Source organism: Bacillus sp. FSL R9-9834, assembly GCF_038006905.1.
Classification (GTDB): Bacteria; Bacillota; Bacilli; order Bacillales; family Bacillaceae_G; genus Bacillus_A; species Bacillus_A pacificus.
In genome coordinates this window covers 106,564-124,591 of sequence record NZ_JBBOWD010000001.1, presented here as the reverse complement: position 1 = coordinate 124,591, position 18,028 = coordinate 106,564, and the positions used below count along the sequence as shown (strand labels likewise).

Genomic DNA, 18,028 nt, shown 5'->3' with positions numbered 1-18,028 from the left:
TACTTGAACAATCGATAAAAATCAATTATTCACCTTTATTTTTTTTGATAATTTCTTCAGAAACAGACTTTGGTACTTCTTCATAGTGGTCAAACACCATAGAGAATGTTCCGCGTCCTTGAGTGTTAGAACGTAATGACGTTGCATAACCGAACATTTCAGAAAGTGGAACCATAGCGCGAACAACTTGAGCGTTACCGCGAGCTTCCATACCTTCTACACGTCCACGACGAGATGTTACGTCACCCATAATGTCACCCATGTACTCTTCAGGAATTACAACTTCAACTTTCATCATTGGCTCAAGGATTACTGGGTTACATTTAGAAACCGCAGCTTTAAGTGCCATAGATGCAGCGATTTTGAACGCCATCTCAGATGAATCGACATCATGGTAAGATCCGTCAACTAATGCAGCTTTAATGTCTACTACTGGATATCCAGCAAGTACACCATTTTTAAGTGCATCTTCAAGACCTGCGCCTACAGCTGGGATGTATTCACGTGGAACAACACCACCGACGATCTTGTTTTCGAATTCGAATCCTTTACCTTCTTCGTTAGGTTCAAACTCAATCCAAACGTGTCCGAATTGTCCACGTCCACCAGATTGACGAGCGAACTTACCTTCAACTTTCGCAGCAGAGCGGAAAGTCTCACGGTATGCTACCTGAGGAGCACCAACGTTTGCTTCAACTTTGAACTCACGGCGCATACGGTCAACGATGATATCAAGGTGAAGTTCACCCATACCAGCGATGATTGTTTGGCCAGTTTCTTGGTCAGTGTGAGCACGGAATGTTGGATCTTCTTCAGAAAGCTTAGCTAATGCTGTACCCATTTTATCTTGGTCAGCTTTAGATTTTGGTTCGATAGCTACAGAGATAACTGGCTCTGGGAATTCCATAGACTCAAGGATAACAAGGCTCTTCTCGTCACAAAGAGTATCACCAGTAGTAGTATCTTTTAAACCTACAGCAGCAGCGATGTCACCAGCGTAAACTGTTGAGATCTCTTCACGGCTGTTAGCGTGCATTTGTAGGATACGACCTACACGCTCACGCTTACCTTTAGTTGAGTTTTTCACGTATGATCCAGAGTTTAACACACCAGAGTACACACGGAAGAACGTTAACTTACCAACATAAGGGTCAGTCATGATTTTGAATGCTAATGCTGAGAAAGGCTCTTCATCGCTAGACTTACGTTCTACTTCTTCATCTGTATCAGGAACGATACCTTTAATAGCAGGTACGTCTAATGGAGATGGTAGGTAGTCGATAACTGCGTCTAACAGAATTTGAACACCTTTGTTTTTGAATGCAGAACCACAGATTACTGGGAAGAATTCTACAGAAGTTGTAGCCTTACGGATACCAGCTTTAAGCTCTTCTACAGTGATTTCTTCACCTTCTAGGTACTTCATCATCATTTCTTCATCTAGCTCAGCTACCGCTTCGATAAGTTTTCCACGGTATTCTTCAGCTAGTTCTTTGTGCTCTTCAGGAATCTCAACACGTTGAATGTCTGTTCCTAAATCGTTACCGTACATGTAAGCACATTCTTCAACAAGGTCAATGATACCATTGAACTCATCTTCAGCACCGATTGGTAACTGAATTGGATGTGCGTTTGCTTGTAAACGATCGTGGATTGTTCCTACAGAGTATAAGAAGTCCGCACCAATCTTATCCATTTTGTTAACGAATACGATACGAGGTACGCCATAAGTAGTAGCCTGACGCCAAACAGTTTCTGTTTGTGGTTCAACACCAGATTGTGCATCAAGTACTGCTACCGCGCCATCAAGTACGCGTAAAGAACGTTCTACTTCTACTGTGAAGTCTACGTGACCTGGAGTGTCAATGATGTTTACACGGTGACCTTTCCATTGTGCTGTAGTTGCAGCAGAAGTAATTGTGATACCACGCTCTTGCTCTTGCTCCATCCAGTCCATCTGAGATGCACCTTCGTGAGTTTCACCGATTTTATGAATACGTCCTGTGTAGTACAGAATACGCTCAGTAGCTGTTGTTTTACCAGCATCGATGTGAGCCATGATACCAATATTACGAGTGTTTTCTAAAGAGAACTCTCTTCCCATTTGGTGTCTTGCTCCTTCCATATATGGATTGGATTTTTTATTTTAAGTAGCAAAAAAGCCACTTTATATTGTTACATATGTCAGTATGTCCAGTACTCTCATTATGTAAAACGAGCGCCATTGAAAGGGAGAGGCATTCTCCCTCTCCACACTTCCATAAGCGACAAATAAAGCGGTCTATGCTTACATTTATTTTACGTTGTATCCTACCAACGGTAATGAGCAAATGCTTTGTTAGCTTCTGCCATTTTATGAGTGTCTTCACGTTTCTTAACAGATGCACCAGCGTTGTTAGCTGCATCTAAGATTTCGTTAGCAAGACGCTCTTCCATAGTTTTTTCACCACGAAGACGAGCGTAGTTTACTAACCAACGAAGACCTAAAGTTGTACGGCGTTCTGGACGAACCTCAACTGGAACTTGGTAGTTAGCACCACCAACACGACGAGCGCGTACTTCAAGAACAGGCATAATGTTCTTAAGAGCTTGCTCGAATACTTCCATTGGCTCTTTACCAGTACGTTCGCTTACGATATCGAACGCATTATAAAGAATTGTTTGAGATTTACCTTTTTTACCGTCAACCATCATTTTGTTGATAAGGCGTGTTACTAGCTTTGAATTGTACATTGGATCTGGTAACACGTCACGTTTTGCAACAGGTCCTTTACGAGGCATATTGAGTTCCTCCTTTCATTAAAAAGTTATTATTTCTTAGCCGCTTTTGGCTTTTTAGTACCGTATTTAGAACGGCCTTGCATACGCTTGTCAACACCAGCTGTATCAAGCGCACCACGAACGATGTGGTAACGTACCCCTGGTAAGTCTTTTACACGACCACCGCGAATTAATACTACGCTGTGCTCTTGTAAGTTGTGACCGATACCTGGGATGTATGCTGTTACCTCAATACCATTTGTTAAACGAACACGAGCATATTTACGTAACGCTGAGTTTGGTTTCTTTGGAGTCATTGTACCAACACGAGTACATACACCACGTTTTTGAGGTGCAGAGATATCAGTTGATTTTTTCTTTAAAGAGTTAAAACCTTTGTTTAACGCAGGTGATTTAGATTTCCATACTTTATCAGTACGACCATTTCTCACTAATTGGTTAATAGTAGGCATTTGATTATCCTCCCTTCGCATGTTTGTATGACCACATATCCAGGTGGTTCATTATTAGTTGAAAACAAAGTTTTTGCAAGGGAGAGCAAATGCTCTCTCCTCACAAAAACAGTTTTAACTTATTATTCCTATTGCTGAAGCTCCCACTTGAATCCCCGCAACTTTTCCAAGTTTACGAACTGATTCAACTTTTGTTATGGGTATGTTATGTTGCAATGCAGTACGAATGATAACATGGGTTAACCGCATATCAGCATCTTCTGCAATGACAACTTCTTTAACTATACCATTTTTGATTGCTTCCAATGTGCGTTTATGACCAACGACCACATTTTCAGCATTTGACACTTTTTGATAAGACATATAAATATCCTCCAAAGCATCGTTCAGGAGCAACCTTGCTTATAGTAACATTTTGACTCATACAATGTCAACTAGGATTAACTGTTTTTATACAAAATTTACGACGGAAAATTTTACTGTTCCACATAAACTTCATCGTTTTCTACATTCATGTCATCTTGTGTTGTTTTAACAAGATCCACTTTGCGATAACGATTCATACCTGTTCCAGCAGGAACAAGTTTACCGATAATAACATTTTCTTTCAATCCTAGAAGCTCATCACGTTTACCCTTAATTGCTGCATCAGTTAAGACACGAGTTGTTTCTTGGAACGATGCTGCAGATAAGAATGAATCTGTTTCAAGTGAAGCTTTTGTAATACCAAGTAGAACAGGTCTAGCTGTTGCTGGTTGTTTACCTTGTAGTAACACCTTCGCATTTGCATCAGTAAACTGATGGATATCTAGTAATGTTCCTGGTAATACATCTGTTTCACCTGCATCACTTACACGAACTTTACGTAACATTTGGCGTACCATTACTTCTACGTGTTTGTCACCAATTTCTACCCCTTGCATACGGTATACTTTTTGAACTTCACGTAATAAGTATTCTTGAACTGCCGTAATGTCCGTTACTTTTAGTAATTCTTTCGGATCAATAGAACCTTCTGTTAACTCTTTACCGTGGCTAATTTGCTGTCCTGGAATTACTTTCAGACGAGCACCGTAAGGAATAGCATACGTACGAGTTTCAACTTCACCCTGTACAACTACTTCTTGGCGATCTTTAACATCGTTGATCGCTGCGATAACACCGTCGATTTCACTGATAACTGCCTGACCTTTCGGATTACGAGCTTCGAAGATCTCTTGGATACGAGGTAAACCTTGAGTGATATCATCTCCGGCAACCCCACCTGTATGGAACGTACGCATCGTTAACTGTGTACCTGGCTCACCGATAGATTGAGCTGCGATAATACCTACCGCTTCCCCTACCTCTACGTCTGTTCCAGTTGCTAAGTTACGACCGTAACACTTCTTACATACACCGTGGCGAGTGTTACACGTGAACGCTGAACGAATGTTTACAGTTTCAACACCCGAATTTTCAACGATATGAGCGATATCTTCAGTAATTAATTGATTTTCAGCAACTAATACTTCACCTGTTTCAGGATGTTTTACAGTTTTTCTTGCAAAACGTCCAACAAGACGATCATATAATGACTCGATAACTTCATTACCCTCTTTAATCGCACCAATTAATAAACCGCGATCTGTTCCACAATCATCTTCACGAACGATTACATCTTGTGCAACGTCAACAAGACGACGTGTTAAGTAACCAGAATCGGCAGTTTTCAGTGCTGTATCGGCAAGACCTTTACGCGCACCATGCGTAGAGATGAAGTACTCAAGTACTGTTAAACCTTCACGGAAACTTGATTTGATTGGAAGTTCGATGATACGACCAGATGGATTGGCCATCAGACCACGCATACCAGCAAGCTGAGTAAAGTTCGATGCGTTACCACGGGCACCGGAATCACTCATCATGAAGATTGGGTTGCGTTTATTCAAGGATTTCATCAGTTTTCCTTGGATAACATCTTTTGCATTACTCCAAATAGAGATAACGCGATCGTAACGTTCTTCTTCCGTGATTAAACCGCGACGGAATTGTTTAATTACATTATCTACTTTTGCTTGTGCTTCGTGGAGAATTTCATCTTTTTCACCTAATACAAGAATGTCAGATACCCCAACTGTAATACCAGCTTTTGTAGAGTACTTGAATCCTAAGTTTTTCATACGGTCAAGCATGCGAGACGTTTCTGTAATTTTGAAACGTTTAAACACTTCCGCAATGATGTTACCAAGGATTTTCTTGCTGAATGGCGCCACTTCTTCGCGACTAGCAATAATCTCTTTAATGTTCGCACCTTTTTCAACGAAATATTTCGCTGGTGTTTCTTTTTCAAGGTTTGAATTTGTTGGTTCATTAATATAAGGGAACGACTCTGGTAAGATTTCGTTAAATATTAATTTACCAACTGTTGTTAATAGAAGCATACTCTTTTGCTCTTCAGTAAATGTTGCGTTGTTTACTGCGCTTGCAGCTACTGCAACACGTGTATGAAGATGTACATATCCATTTTGGTATGCAAGTAATGCCTCGTTCGCATCTTTGAAGACCATACCTTCACCGATTGCACCTTCACGCTCAAGTGTTAAGTAGTAGTTACCTAATACCATATCCTGAGATGGAGTAACAACCGGTTTACCGTCTTTCGGGTTCAAGATGTTTTGTGCCGCTAACATAAGAAGACGAGCTTCTGCTTGTGCTTCTGATGATAAAGGTACGTGAACGGCCATTTGGTCACCGTCAAAGTCCGCGTTGTATGCAGTACATACAAGTGGGTGAAGACGGATTGCGCGACCTTCTACTAATGTAGGTTCAAACGCCTGAATACCAAGACGGTGAAGTGTTGGTGCGCGGTTTAGAAGTACTGGATGTTCTTTAATTACAGATTCTAAAACGTCCCAAACTTCAGGTTGTACACGCTCGATTTTACGTTTCGCACTCTTAATATTGTGTGCTAATCCTTTTTCAACTAACTCTTTCATTACGAAAGGTTTGAACAGTTCAAGCGCCATCTCTTTTGGTAATCCACATTGGTACATCTTTAAGTTCGGTCCTACAACGATTACAGAACGACCAGAGTAGTCAACACGTTTACCTAATAAGTTTTGACGGAAGCGTCCTTGTTTACCTTTAAGCATGTGAGATAGTGATTTTAATGGACGGTTACCTGGTCCAGTAACTGGACGGCCACGACGACCATTATCGATTAATGCGTCTACAGCTTCTTGTAACATACGTTTTTCGTTCTGAACGATAATGCTTGGTGCACCTAAGTCCAATAGACGTTTTAAACGGTTGTTACGGTTAATTACACGACGGTATAAGTCGTTTAAGTCAGAAGTAGCAAAACGTCCACCATCTAACTGTACCATTGGGCGTAGTTCTGGTGGGATTACTGGTAGAACATCTAAGATCATCCAAGATGGCTCATTTCCAGAGTTACGGAATGCTTCTAATACTTCTAGACGTTTAATAGCACGAGTACGGCGTTGTCCTTGTGCTGTTTTTAATTCTTCTTTTAAGAAGTCTACTTCTTTATCTAAATCGATGTCTTGTAATAGCTTTTTAATCGCTTCTGCACCCATAGCAGCTTGGAATGTGCTACCATATCGATCACGATATGCACGGTATTCTTTTTCAGAAAGTAATTGCTTCTTATCAAGTGGTGTATCTCCACTTTCTGTTACAACATAAGAAGCGAAATAAATTACTTCTTCAAGCGCGCGAGGGGACATGTCTAAGACAAGTCCCATGCGGCTCGGGATACCTTTGAAATACCAAATATGAGATACAGGAGCAGCTAATTCGATATGACCCATACGTTCACGACGCACTTTCGCACGCGTTACTTCAACGCCACATCGATCACAAACTACACCTTTATAACGTACACGTTTGTATTTTCCGCAATGACATTCCCAGTCCTTTTGTGGTCCGAAAATACGCTCACAGAACAAGCCATCTTTTTCAGGCTTTAACGTACGATAGTTAATTGTTTCTGGTTTCTTAACTTCACCGTATGACCAAGAACGAATCTTGTCAGGTGAAGCAAGTCCAATCTTCATATATTCAAAGTTATTTACATCTATCAAGGGGCCTACCTCCCTTTTAGTCTACAGGTTATCCCAATTATTCCTTAGTTGTCTCAACTTCGACATTCAATTTGTCTGCTGATTGATGATCATCGTCATCTTCCGTATCACGCATTTCAATTTCTGTATCGTCGCTAGACATCATTTTAACGTCCATACCTAAACTTTGCAGCTCTTTAATCAATACTTTGAATGATTCAGGAACGCCTGGTTCTGGAACATTTTCGCCTTTAACAATTGCTTCATACGTCTTAACACGTCCAACAACATCATCAGACTTCACTGTTAAGATTTCTTGAAGAGTATAAGCAGCACCATAAGCTTCAAGTGCCCAAACCTCCATCTCACCGAAACGCTGTCCACCGAACTGAGCTTTACCTCCAAGAGGCTGCTGCGTTACAAGTGAGTATGGTCCAGTAGAACGAGCATGAAGTTTATCGTCAACCATGTGCGCAAGTTTGATCATATACATGACACCAACAGATACACGGTTATCGAATGGTTCACCAGTACGTCCGTCATACAGGATTGTTTTCGCGTCATTTGCCATACCAGCTTCTTCAATTGTGCCCCAAACATCTTCCTCACGAGCACCATCGAATACTGGTGTTGCAATGTGAATGCCAAGGTATCTTGCTGCCATACCAAGATGAAGCTCTAATACCTGACCGATATTCATACGAGATGGTACCCCTAATGGGTTTAACATGATATCGATTGGCGTACCGTCTGGTAAGTAAGGCATATCTTCTTCTGGTAAAATACGAGAGATAACACCTTTGTTACCGTGACGTCCGGCCATCTTGTCACCTTCAGAAATTTTACGTTTTTGAACGATATATGCACGCACAAGTTGATTCACGCCTGGTGGCAATTCGTCGCCATCTTCACGGTTGAATACTTTTACGTCTAAGATAATACCGCCACCACCGTGTGGTACACGTAGTGATGTATCACGTACTTCACGCGCTTTTTCTCCAAAGATAGCATGTAATAGACGTTCTTCAGCTGTTAATTCTGTTACACCTTTAGGTGTTACTTTACCAACAAGTAAATCTCCATCTTTTACTTCCGCACCAACGCGAATGATACCGCGCTCGTCAAGGTTGCGTAATGCATCTTCCCCAACGTTTGGAATGTCACGTGTAATTTCTTCTGGTCCAAGCTTCGTATCACGAGCTTCTGACTCATATTCTTCAATATGAATAGAAGTGTACACATCATCTTTTACAAGGCGCTCACTCATAATGATCGCATCCTCGTAGTTATAACCGTCCCAAGTCATGAAACCAACAAGCACGTTACGTCCAAGTGCTAGTTCACCTAATTCCATAGAAGGACCATCCGCAAGGATTTCACCTTTTACAACTTCATTTCCAACACTTACGATTGGACGTTGGTTGTAGCAAGTTCCTTGGTTAGAACGAATGAATTTTTGCATTTTGTAGCGATCTAAGTCGCCTTTTACTGTTTGACCGTCAACTTCTACATATCGACGTACCCAAACTTCACGTGCTTCTACTCGTTCAACAATACCAGGGTGTTTACAGATTACTGCAGCACCTGAGTCTTTTGCTGATACGTACTCCATACCTGTACCTACAATCGGAGATTCCGGATTCATTAACGGAACCGCCTGACGTTGCATGTTCGCTCCCATAAGTGCGCGGTTAGAGTCATCGTTTTCTAAGAACGGAATACAAGCTGTCGCTGCCGACACTACTTGTTTTGGTGATACATCCATGTAGTCGATGCGTTCTTTATTTGTGACAATGTTTTCACCACGGAAACGAGCTACGATATCTTCATCAAGGAATTCTCCTTCTTCAGATAATTTCATATTCGCTTGGGCTACAACATAATTATCTTCTTCATCTGCTGTTAAATAATCAACATGCCCTGTTACAAGACCAGTTTCTGGGTCAACACGACGGTATGGTGTTTCAATGAAACCAAACTCATTTACTTTCGCGAACGAAGATAATGAGTTAATCAAACCGATGTTTGGTCCCTCTGGTGTTTCAATCGGACACATACGACCATAGTGAGAGTAGTGAACGTCACGTACTTCAAAGCCTGCGCGCTCACGCGTTAAACCACCAGGTCCTAATGCAGATAATCTTCGTTTGTGAGTTAACTCTGCTAACGGATTTGTTTGGTCCATGAACTGAGATAACTGAGAACTTCCGAAGAACTCTTTAATAGATGCAATAACAGGACGAATATTAATTAATGCCTGTGGTGTAATTGCATTTGTATCTTGGATCGACATTCTCTCACGAACAACACGTTCCATACGAGAAAGACCGATACGGAATTGATTTTGTAATAGTTCTCCAACAGAACGCAGACGACGGTTTCCTAAGTGGTCGATATCATCTGTATCCCCTACTTTATATAGTAGGTTGAAGAAGTAACTGATAGAAGCAAGGATATCACCTGGTGTGATGTGTTTTACATCGCGAGTAATATTTGCATTACCAATTACGTTAATTACGCGCTCGCCTTCTGACTCAGGAGCATAAATCTTAATAGATTGCAGCTCAACATCGCCTTCTACCACTCCACCCATTGGTTTCGCTGTTTTGAATCCAATGTTTTTCTCTAAGTAAGGTAAAATGCGATCGAGTGTACGACGATCTAAGATTGTTCCTTCTGCCGCTAAAATTTCACCAGTTTCTGGATCCACTAATGTTTCAGCTAAACGTTGATTAAACAATCTGTTTTTAATGTGTAACTTTTTGTTGATCTTGTAGCGACCTACATTTGCTAAATCGTAGCGCTTTGGATCAAAGAAACGAGACACAAGTAAGCTCTTTGCATTTTCTACTGTTGGTGGTTCACCAGGACGTAGGCGCTCATAAATTTCAAGCAATGCTTTTTCTGTGCTATCTGTGTTGTCTTTTTCTAATGTGTTGCTTAAGTATTCGTTATCACCTAAAAGCTCGGTGATTTCTTGATCAGAGCCAAACCCTAATGCGCGTAACAAAACAGTTACAGGAAGTTTACGCGTACGGTCAATACGCACATATACAACATCCTTAGCATCTGTCTCATACTCTAACCAAGCTCCGCGGTTTGGAATTACAGTAGCAGTAAAACCACGTTTTCCGTTTTTATCCACTTTGCCACTATAGTATACGCTTGGAGAGCGAACTAACTGGGAAACGATAACACGTTCTGCACCGTTAATTACGAATGTTCCAGTCTCTGTCATGAGTGGGAAATCTCCCATGAACACATCTTGTTCTTTTACTTCACCAGTTTCCTTGTTGATTAGACGCACTTTTACACGAAGTGGTGCTGCATACGTCACATCACGCTCTTTGCATTCGTCTACAGAGTATTTAGGTTCACCTAAGCTGTAGTCGATAAATTCAAGCGATAGATTTCCCGTAAAGTCTTCAATCGGAGAAATGTCTTGGAACATTTCTCGCAAACCCTCATCAAGAAACCACTGATAAGAAGAGGTTTGAATTTCGATAAGATTTGGTAACTCTAATACTTCACTAATACGGGCATAACTTCTTCGTTGGCGGTGGCGTCCGTATTGAACTAGTTGACCTGTCAACTGCTTCACCCCTCAAATCATGAGTATTATAAATGCACAAAAAAATTTGTGCAAAATCACAAATAAATACAACTACTGCTATTTAGCGTAGTCTTTTTTCTCTTAAAGATAAATACGTTGAGTCTTTCTACCTGTTCAAAAAAGAAAAATGGCTTCTATAAGAAAACCATCATTCTGTTTCATAATCTGCTGATTTTACTATCTTTTCCAAGAGAAACAAAAATATACATCTTTCTCAACGCAGAAAATCATATATTGGCATTGTATAATGTTAACATAGCCAAAAATAACCGTCAACGTTTTTTTGATTTTATGATATAATATCCTTTTTTCTTTTCTACAACTTCGACTTCAGAAAACACTTCTTCTAGTTTCTTCAGCGCAGATGGTGCACCTTGTTTCTTTTGAATAACAATCCACAACTCTCCACCTGGAACTAAATGTTCTACAGCTTTTTCTAAAATCTCATGCACGATATCTTTACCTGCACGAATTGGAGGATTAGATAGAATAGCAGCATACATACCATCTACATTTTCATAGACGCTACTTTGAAAAATGTGCACATTTCCAATTCTATTGTTAGCGGCATTTTCTTTTGCAAGCTCAAGTGCCCTTTCATTCACATCCACCATGTGAACTTTACGGTCTTGAAACTCTTTCGCCAACGATAAACCAATTGGTCCATATCCACAACCTACGTCTAATATGTCACCTTTAATATCTGGCACTTGAAACGCTTCAATTAAAAGACGAGAACCAAAGTCCACTTCGTTTTTCGAGAACACCCCACGGTCAGATAAGAAAGTAAATTGAGATCCACGAAGCGTAAATTCCCATCGCTTACGATCACTTTTACTAGAAGGGTCGTTAGAAAAATAATGGTCTGCCATATGGCCACCTCTTTTCTTTACAGTTAAAAAAAAAGCTCGCATGAGAGCGAGCTTTTTTTAAAGCATCAAAAGTTAATTACTTAACTTCTACAGCAGCGCCAACTTCTTCAAGTTTAGCTTTGATTTCTTCAGCTTCTTCTTTAGCAGCAGCTTCTTTGATTACTTTTGGAGTGTTGTCAACTAATTCTTTAGCTTCTTTTAAGCCAAGACCAGTGATTTCACGAACAACTTTGATAACTTTGATTTTTTGTGCACCAGCGCTAGTTAGTTCCACATCAAATTCAGTTTTCTCAGCAGCAGCTTCTCCAGCGCCACCAGCAACAGCTACAGGAGCAGCAGCAGTTACGCCGAATTCTTCCTCGATAGCTTTTACTAAGTCGTTAAGTTCTAATACAGTCATAGATTTAACTGCTTCAATGATTTGTTCTTTAGTCATTGTAAATATCCTCCCTTAAATAGGTTTGTATTGTTTTATCGATAATACGTAATTATCTTTTAAAAAATTAAGCGCCTTGCTCTTCCTTTTGGTCTGCAACTGCTTTAGTAGCAAGTGCAAGGTTACGGATTGGAGCTTGAAGAACGCTAAGAAGCATAGAAAGTAAGCCTTCACGTGATGGAAGAGTAGCGATAGCTTTAACCTCATCAAGTGTTACAAGTTTACCTTCGATTACGCCCGCTTTAATTTCTAAAGCTTCATGATCTTTAGCGAAGTCGTTTAATACTTTCGCAGGAGCAACTACATCCTCGTTACTGAACGCGATTGCGTTTGGTCCTGTTAAGAATTCATTTAACTCAGCCATTTCAGCAGATTCTGCAGCACGACGAGTTAGAGAGTTTTTGTAAACTTTGAACTCAACGCCAGCTTCACGTAATTGCTTACGTAATTCTGTTGCTTCAGAAACTGTTAAACCACGGTAGTCAACAACGATTGTAGATTTACTAGCGCGAAGTTTGTCCGCGATTTCAGTTACAACTTGTTGTTTAGTTTCGATTACTTTGCTCATGTTATTACACCTCCTGTAGATTATATAGAAGATGTACCGAAAGTGCACTAAAAACCTCCATGCCCAACTTGTAGACATGGAGGCATATAGTCACAGAAAAAAATTCCGCTTCGTATATTAACACCTAGGTAGGAAATTAAGTCTATTGACACCTACTGTCTACGGTACACTAATTAAATTCACAACATAAATGATTATATTAAAACTTCTTTATGAAGTCAACTTCCAAAATTTACGCTAATGTAGAAACGTCTACACGTACGCCAGGTCCCATTGTAGAAGCAACTGTTACGTTCTTCATGTAAGTACCTTTTGCAGCAGCTGGCTTAACTTTTTGTAAAGTGTCAGCGATTGTTCTGAAGTTTTCTACTAATTTAGCATCTTCGAAAGATACTTTACCGATTGGAACGTGGATGTTACCAGCTTTATCAACGCGGTATTCAACTTTACCAGCTTTGATTTCGTTAACAGCTTTAGTTACATCGAAAGTAACTGTTCCAGTTTTAGGGTTTGGCATTAAACCTTTAGGTCCTAATACGCGACCAAGTTTACCAACTTCACCCATCATGTCAGGAGTTGCTACTACTACATCGAAATCGAACCAACCTTGTTGGATTTTACCGATGTAATCAGCATCGCCTACGAAGTCAGCTCCAGCAGCTTCAGCTTCTTTAGCTTTTTCACCTTTAGCGAATACTAATACACGTTGTACTTTACCAGTACCGTGTGGAAGAACAACTGCACCACGGATTTGTTGGTCAGCTTTCTTAGGGTCAACACCTAAACGGAATGCAGCTTCTACAGTTGCATCAAATTTAGCTGTGTTTGTTTTCTTTACTAATTCTACTGCTTCTGTTGCAGAGTAAGCAGCTGCACGATCAACAAGCTTTGCAGCTTCTACGTACTTTTTACCTCTTTTAGCCATTTTTATTTCCTCCTCGAATGTGGTTTTAGCGGAATAACCTCCCACGTTTACGCTTATTTTCAGGTATAACCTGAGGATGCGCGCCACCCATTTATTTAAAAACGATAATCATTTACGATAATAAAGGTTGCGAATTGGAATTCCAGACCCGCAACCTTTTTTAAAAAACAAATCGAATTAGTCTTCGATAACGATGCCCATACTGCGTGCAGTACCTTCAACCATACGCATTGCAGCTTCTACGCTAGCAGCGTTTAGGTCAGGCATTTTAGTTTCAGCGATTTCGCGTACTTTATCACGCTTAACAGTTGCCACTTTATTACGGTTTGGTTCACCAGAACCAGACTCAATACCAGCTACTTTCTTAAGAAGAACAGCAGCAGGAGGAGTTTTAGTAATGAAAGTGAATGAACGGTCCTCAAATACCGTAATTTCAACAGGGATGATAAGACCAGCTTGATCTGCTGTACGAGCGTTAAACTCTTTACAGAAGCCCATGATGTTAACACCTGCTTGTCCTAATGCTGGACCAACTGGTGGAGCTGGGTTAGCTTTACCTGCAGGAATTTGAAGCTTTACCATTTTAATTACCTTTTTAGCCACGAGACACACCTCCTTAAGTCCGTGATGTGGTCAATTGGACAGTGATTTGCCCTCCCACGTCATATTTTATCTCTAAGGATAAAATCTTTCAAAAAACGTCTCCGATAACGAAGACGTACTGACTTAAAAGATATTATCACTTTTTACAATTCATTTCAAGTTTCATTTTATAATTTTTCAATTTGATGGAAGTCAAGTTCAACTGGAGTCTCGCGACCAAACATGTCCACAAGCACGCTAACCTTCTTCTTCTCCACATCAATTTCTTCGATAGCACCTGTATAATCTGCGAATGGCCCCTCATTTACACGTACTGTCTCATGAAGTTCAAAGTCGAAATCAACCACCTCGTTGTCCATTCCCATATGTTTCATAATGGTAACAACTTCCTCTTCTAATAGAGGTGATGGTTTAGATCCAGAACCAGAAGAACCAACGAACCCAGTTACACCTGGTGTGTTACGTACAACATACCAAGAGTCATCAGTCATGATTAATTCTACTAATACATAACCTGGGAACACTTTTCTTTTCATTAATTTTTCTTTACCATTTTTCATTTCTACTTCTACTTCTTCCGGGACAACAACACGGAAAATTTTATCTTGCATACCCATTGATTCTACACGTTTCTCTAGGTTTGCTTTTACTTTATTTTCATATCCAGAATAAGTATGGACAACATACCAACTTTTTTCCATTCATTTAGGACGAGCGTCCTTCCCTCCCTGACGTACATTTTTTTGCGCAAATGAAAAAACCCGTTCACCGGGCTTTTACACAGTTCTTATAAATAACATTATATCATGGATAAGTGCTTCTTATTCAAGAATTAACCAAGAATTAACCGAATTAAAGAAGAAATGCCCATATCAACAACTGCGAAGAAAATCGCAAAGAAGACAACTGTAGCGATAACAGTCGCTGTTGAACGGAGTAATTCATCTTTTTTAGGCCAACTTACTTTTTTCATTTCGCGACCTACATCGCCGAAAAAGTTCGTTAAACGCATCTACGGGACCTCCAGTGTATTATTTCAATTATTTATTTTGTTTCCTTGTGAACTGTATGCTGATTGCATGTTTTACAAAATTTCTTTATTTCAAGTCGCTCTACTGAGCTCGTATCTTTCATCGTAGAGTAGTTTCGATTTTTACACTCTTCACATGAGAGTACAACTTTTTTCCTCATTAGTTACACCAACCTTGTAACATTATGTCCCTAAAAATGTATCATACAATAAAAGACAATGTCAATGTCATGCCTTTTGTACTCCCTACAAAAAGAAAACAGGTGATTTTTACACCTGTAGTACTTGTTATGAATTTAAAGTGGTACTCTCTCGCATTTCCATATATCGTTCCAATTTCCGCTTCACCCTCTGTAAAGCGTTATCAATAGATTTCACATGTCTATTTAACTGTTCCGAAATCTCTTGATAAGAACGGCCGTCTAGATATAAAGAAAGCACTTTTCTTTCTAAATCGCTTAATAATTCAGATATTTTAGATTCTATGTCTGTATATTCTTCCTGACTTATAATCATTTCTTCAGGATCAGTTACCTTCGCTTCCGAAATAACATCTAATAATGTCCGATCAGATTCCTCGTCATAAATCGGTTTATCTAAAGACACATATGAATTTAACGGAATATGCTTTTGCCTGGTTGCTGTTTTAATAGCGGTAATAATTTGTCGAGTGATACACAGTTCAGCAAATGCTTTGAATGAAGACAGCTTGTCCTCCTTATAATCACGAATCGCTTTAAACAATCCAATCATACCTTCTTGAACAATATCTTCTCGATCGGCACCCACTAAGAAATAAGATCTCGATTTCGCGCGAACAAAGTTCTTATATTTGTGAATCAAATATTCTAGAGCGTCAGTATTACCTTTTCGAACTAACTCAACGATTGCCTCATCTTCTAAATCACGAAATGTAACGTCGCCTACACTTACGAAGCCTGCTTCCACCTTGATCCCTCCGACCGCTATTTATTTAGCAATATTATACAGTAAAAAGACAAAGAGCGTCAATGCTTCAACGCTCTCCTCTTCTTAATTTTTCTAACTTTTCTGTAATATCTTTACTAAATATCTTTCGCATGGCGGGTTGCTTTTCTTTTGTGTCTTGTGTACGCCTTCTTACTTGTTGCTCCATCGCTTGTACTTCCAACTCTAATTCCCGCGCAGATTTCCGGAGCGCACCTTGAGCAAATATAACCCATTGTTCCGTATAATCAGAAGTCGCAACATATATTTGCGTATTTATATTTCTAAGTTCAATCGCAAGTTGCTCTATCTTTTCATCTGCCGTTTGATTCTTCCTCGTGAATATAACTTCCACACGCGATTGTTTCATCTTTTTTTCAATACCGTGGACTGTATACGCATCAAAAACTATCATTACCTTTGTCCCTGTGTAACCTTGGTAATCCGCCATCTTATCAATCAGTGCATCTCTTGATGACTGCAAATCTACATCCCGTAGTTTCTTCAAGTCTCCCCAAGCTCCAATAATGTTGTAACCGTCAACGATTAAAATATCGTTCATTTTTTATTTACCAATTTCGTTACGTTTACGATATACCTCATACATTAACAAACTTGCGGCCACTGAAGCATTTAAGGATGTAACTTTACCAACCATCGGTAAAGTAATTAAGAAATCACATTTTTCACCAATAATACGACTCATACCTTTTCCTTCACTTCCAATTACTAATCCAATTGGCATTTTACCATCTAAATTACGATAATCCGTTTTCCCTTTTGCATCTGTACCAGCAATCCAAAGTCCACGTTCTTTTAATTCATCGATTGTACGAGATAAATTCGTTACGCGTGCAACAGGAATATATTCAATTGCCCCAGTAGATGCTTTCGCAACTGATGCAGTAAGTCCCACAGCTCTTCTTTTCGGAATTATAATTCCATGAGCCCCTGTTGCGTCCGCAGTACGCATAATAGAACCTAGGTTATGCGGGTCTTCAATTTCATCTAGAATTAAGAAGAACGGATCTTCGTTACGCTTCTCTGCTACTTTAAATAGATCTTCTAGCTCCGCATATTGATATGCGGCCACTTGAGCAATTACACCTTGATGGTTCCCCTCAACTAATTGATCTAACTTCTTTTTTGGTGCATGTTGCAAAATAATTTTATTTTCTTTCGCTAGTGCTAGTACAATTTGTACTTGTCCTTTGGCAGCACCTTCTGCGATCCAAATTTTATTAATATCTCTCCCTGATCGTAACGCTTCAATTACAGGGTTACGTCCGATAATATATTCACTACTCATGATGATGTGCCCCCTTCCTTTTCTTCTAGAACAGCAATTGCCTTATATACAATTTCGTCTAATCTTTCACGATTATTTAATAAGTGATGATAGCCAATTAACGCTTCAAAGGCTGTACTATGTCGATATGTTTGTACATCTGTATTTTTCGGAACAGTACCTGAATTTGCATTACGCCCTCTTCTTAGTACTGCCTCTTCTTCCTCAGTTAAAAATGCTGTCTCTAATAAATGATAAACAACTTTCGCCTGTGCTTTTGCCGAAACAAAGCTTGTCCCTAATCGATGCAACTGATTAGGACGAACCTTCCCTTTTTGAAGTAGGTGATAGCGGATATATTGTTCATATACCGCATCACCCATATATGCTAACGCTAAGCTGTTTAATTGCTTTGCATCAATCATTC

18 protein-coding genes and 1 other annotated feature are annotated in these 18,028 nt (G+C 39.8%); all 18 genes read right to left on the bottom strand.

Features of this window, described 5'->3' with window-relative positions:
• Positions 1-25 precede the first annotated feature (25 nt).
• The 18 genes from fusA to MKY00_RS00570 all read right to left on the bottom strand — a co-directional run bounded on the left by fusA (position 26) and on the right by MKY00_RS00570 (position 18,026).
• Positions 26-2,104, bottom strand: coding sequence for an elongation factor G (gene fusA, locus MKY00_RS00655; protein ID WP_000532231.1), 2,079 nt, complete (start codon positions 2,102-2,104; stop codon positions 26-28).
• A 206-nt stretch (positions 2,105-2,310) separates the two neighbouring features.
• Positions 2,311-2,781: a 30S ribosomal protein S7 gene (gene rpsG / locus MKY00_RS00650; RefSeq protein WP_001137493.1), complete on the bottom strand. Its 471-nt coding sequence runs from the start codon at positions 2,779-2,781 to the stop codon at positions 2,311-2,313.
• A 29-nt stretch (positions 2,782-2,810) separates the two neighbouring features.
• The gene (rpsL, locus tag MKY00_RS00645; protein WP_001142340.1) at positions 2,811-3,233 is read right to left on the bottom strand and encodes a 30S ribosomal protein S12; all 423 of its coding nucleotides are present in this window, start codon (positions 3,231-3,233) and stop codon (positions 2,811-2,813) included.
• Positions 3,234-3,347: 114 nt separating this feature from the next.
• The gene (locus MKY00_RS00640; RefSeq protein WP_000121830.1) at positions 3,348-3,596 is read right to left on the bottom strand and encodes a 50S ribosomal protein L7ae-like protein; all 249 of its coding nucleotides are present in this window, start codon (positions 3,594-3,596) and stop codon (positions 3,348-3,350) included.
• 113 nt (positions 3,597-3,709) lie between these two features.
• Complete coding sequence (rpoC, locus tag MKY00_RS00635) at positions 3,710-7,321, bottom strand: DNA-directed RNA polymerase subunit beta' (RefSeq protein WP_000567938.1); 3,612 nt, start codon at positions 7,319-7,321, stop codon at positions 3,710-3,712.
• A gap of 37 nt (positions 7,322-7,358) precedes the next feature.
• A complete protein-coding gene (gene rpoB, locus MKY00_RS00630) occupies positions 7,359-10,892 on the bottom strand; it encodes a DNA-directed RNA polymerase subunit beta (protein WP_000147554.1) in 3,534 nt (1,177 codons plus the stop codon).
• Between the two features lie 293 nt (positions 10,893-11,185).
• A complete protein-coding gene (locus tag MKY00_RS00625; protein WP_000763282.1) occupies positions 11,186-11,785 on the bottom strand; it encodes a class I SAM-dependent methyltransferase in 600 nt (199 codons plus the stop codon).
• Between the two features lie 76 nt (positions 11,786-11,861).
• Positions 11,862-12,221: a 50S ribosomal protein L7/L12 gene (gene rplL / locus MKY00_RS00620; protein WP_000159736.1), complete on the bottom strand. Its 360-nt coding sequence runs from the start codon at positions 12,219-12,221 to the stop codon at positions 11,862-11,864.
• Between the two features lie 67 nt (positions 12,222-12,288).
• Positions 12,289-12,789 (bottom strand): 50S ribosomal protein L10, encoded by a 501-nt coding sequence (rplJ, locus tag MKY00_RS00615; protein WP_000048716.1) that lies wholly within the window; start codon positions 12,787-12,789, stop codon positions 12,289-12,291.
• A gap of 39 nt (positions 12,790-12,828) precedes the next feature.
• Positions 12,829-12,972 (bottom strand) — a sequence feature (ribosomal protein L10 leader region).
• Positions 12,973-13,021: 49 nt separating this feature from the next.
• Positions 13,022-13,714, bottom strand: a complete 693-nt coding sequence (gene rplA / locus MKY00_RS00610; RefSeq protein ID WP_002020168.1) for a 50S ribosomal protein L1 — start codon at positions 13,712-13,714, stop codon at positions 13,022-13,024.
• A gap of 177 nt (positions 13,715-13,891) precedes the next feature.
• Positions 13,892-14,317, bottom strand: a complete 426-nt coding sequence (rplK, locus tag MKY00_RS00605) for a 50S ribosomal protein L11 (protein ID WP_001085872.1) — start codon at positions 14,315-14,317, stop codon at positions 13,892-13,894.
• A gap of 167 nt (positions 14,318-14,484) precedes the next feature.
• Positions 14,485-15,018 (bottom strand): transcription termination/antitermination protein NusG, encoded by a 534-nt coding sequence (gene nusG, locus MKY00_RS00600; protein ID WP_000415794.1) that lies wholly within the window; start codon positions 15,016-15,018, stop codon positions 14,485-14,487.
• A 131-nt stretch (positions 15,019-15,149) separates the two neighbouring features.
• Positions 15,150-15,329, bottom strand: coding sequence for a preprotein translocase subunit SecE (gene secE, locus MKY00_RS00595; RefSeq protein WP_001241321.1), 180 nt, complete (start codon positions 15,327-15,329; stop codon positions 15,150-15,152).
• Positions 15,330-15,361: 32 nt separating this feature from the next.
• Positions 15,362-15,508, bottom strand: a complete 147-nt coding sequence (rpmG, locus tag MKY00_RS00590; protein WP_002070160.1) for a 50S ribosomal protein L33 — start codon at positions 15,506-15,508, stop codon at positions 15,362-15,364.
• A gap of 127 nt (positions 15,509-15,635) precedes the next feature.
• On the bottom strand, positions 15,636-16,295 hold the full coding sequence (locus MKY00_RS00585; protein ID WP_000387198.1) for an RNA polymerase sporulation sigma factor SigH: 660 nt from the start codon (positions 16,293-16,295) through the stop codon (positions 15,636-15,638).
• Positions 16,296-16,362: 67 nt separating this feature from the next.
• Positions 16,363-16,875: an NYN domain-containing protein gene (locus MKY00_RS00580; RefSeq protein WP_000997883.1), complete on the bottom strand. Its 513-nt coding sequence runs from the start codon at positions 16,873-16,875 to the stop codon at positions 16,363-16,365.
• Between the two features lie 3 nt (positions 16,876-16,878).
• Positions 16,879-17,622: a 23S rRNA (guanosine(2251)-2'-O)-methyltransferase RlmB gene (gene rlmB, locus MKY00_RS00575; RefSeq protein ID WP_000093759.1), complete on the bottom strand. Its 744-nt coding sequence runs from the start codon at positions 17,620-17,622 to the stop codon at positions 16,879-16,881.
• Positions 17,619-18,026 carry a Mini-ribonuclease 3 gene (locus MKY00_RS00570; RefSeq protein ID WP_000564261.1) on the bottom strand — a complete coding sequence of 136 codons (408 nt, stop codon included), beginning with the start codon at positions 18,024-18,026 and terminating at the stop codon, positions 17,619-17,621. Before MKY00_RS00570 ends, rlmB begins: the two co-directional genes overlap by 4 nt.
• Positions 18,027-18,028 lie beyond the last annotated feature (2 nt).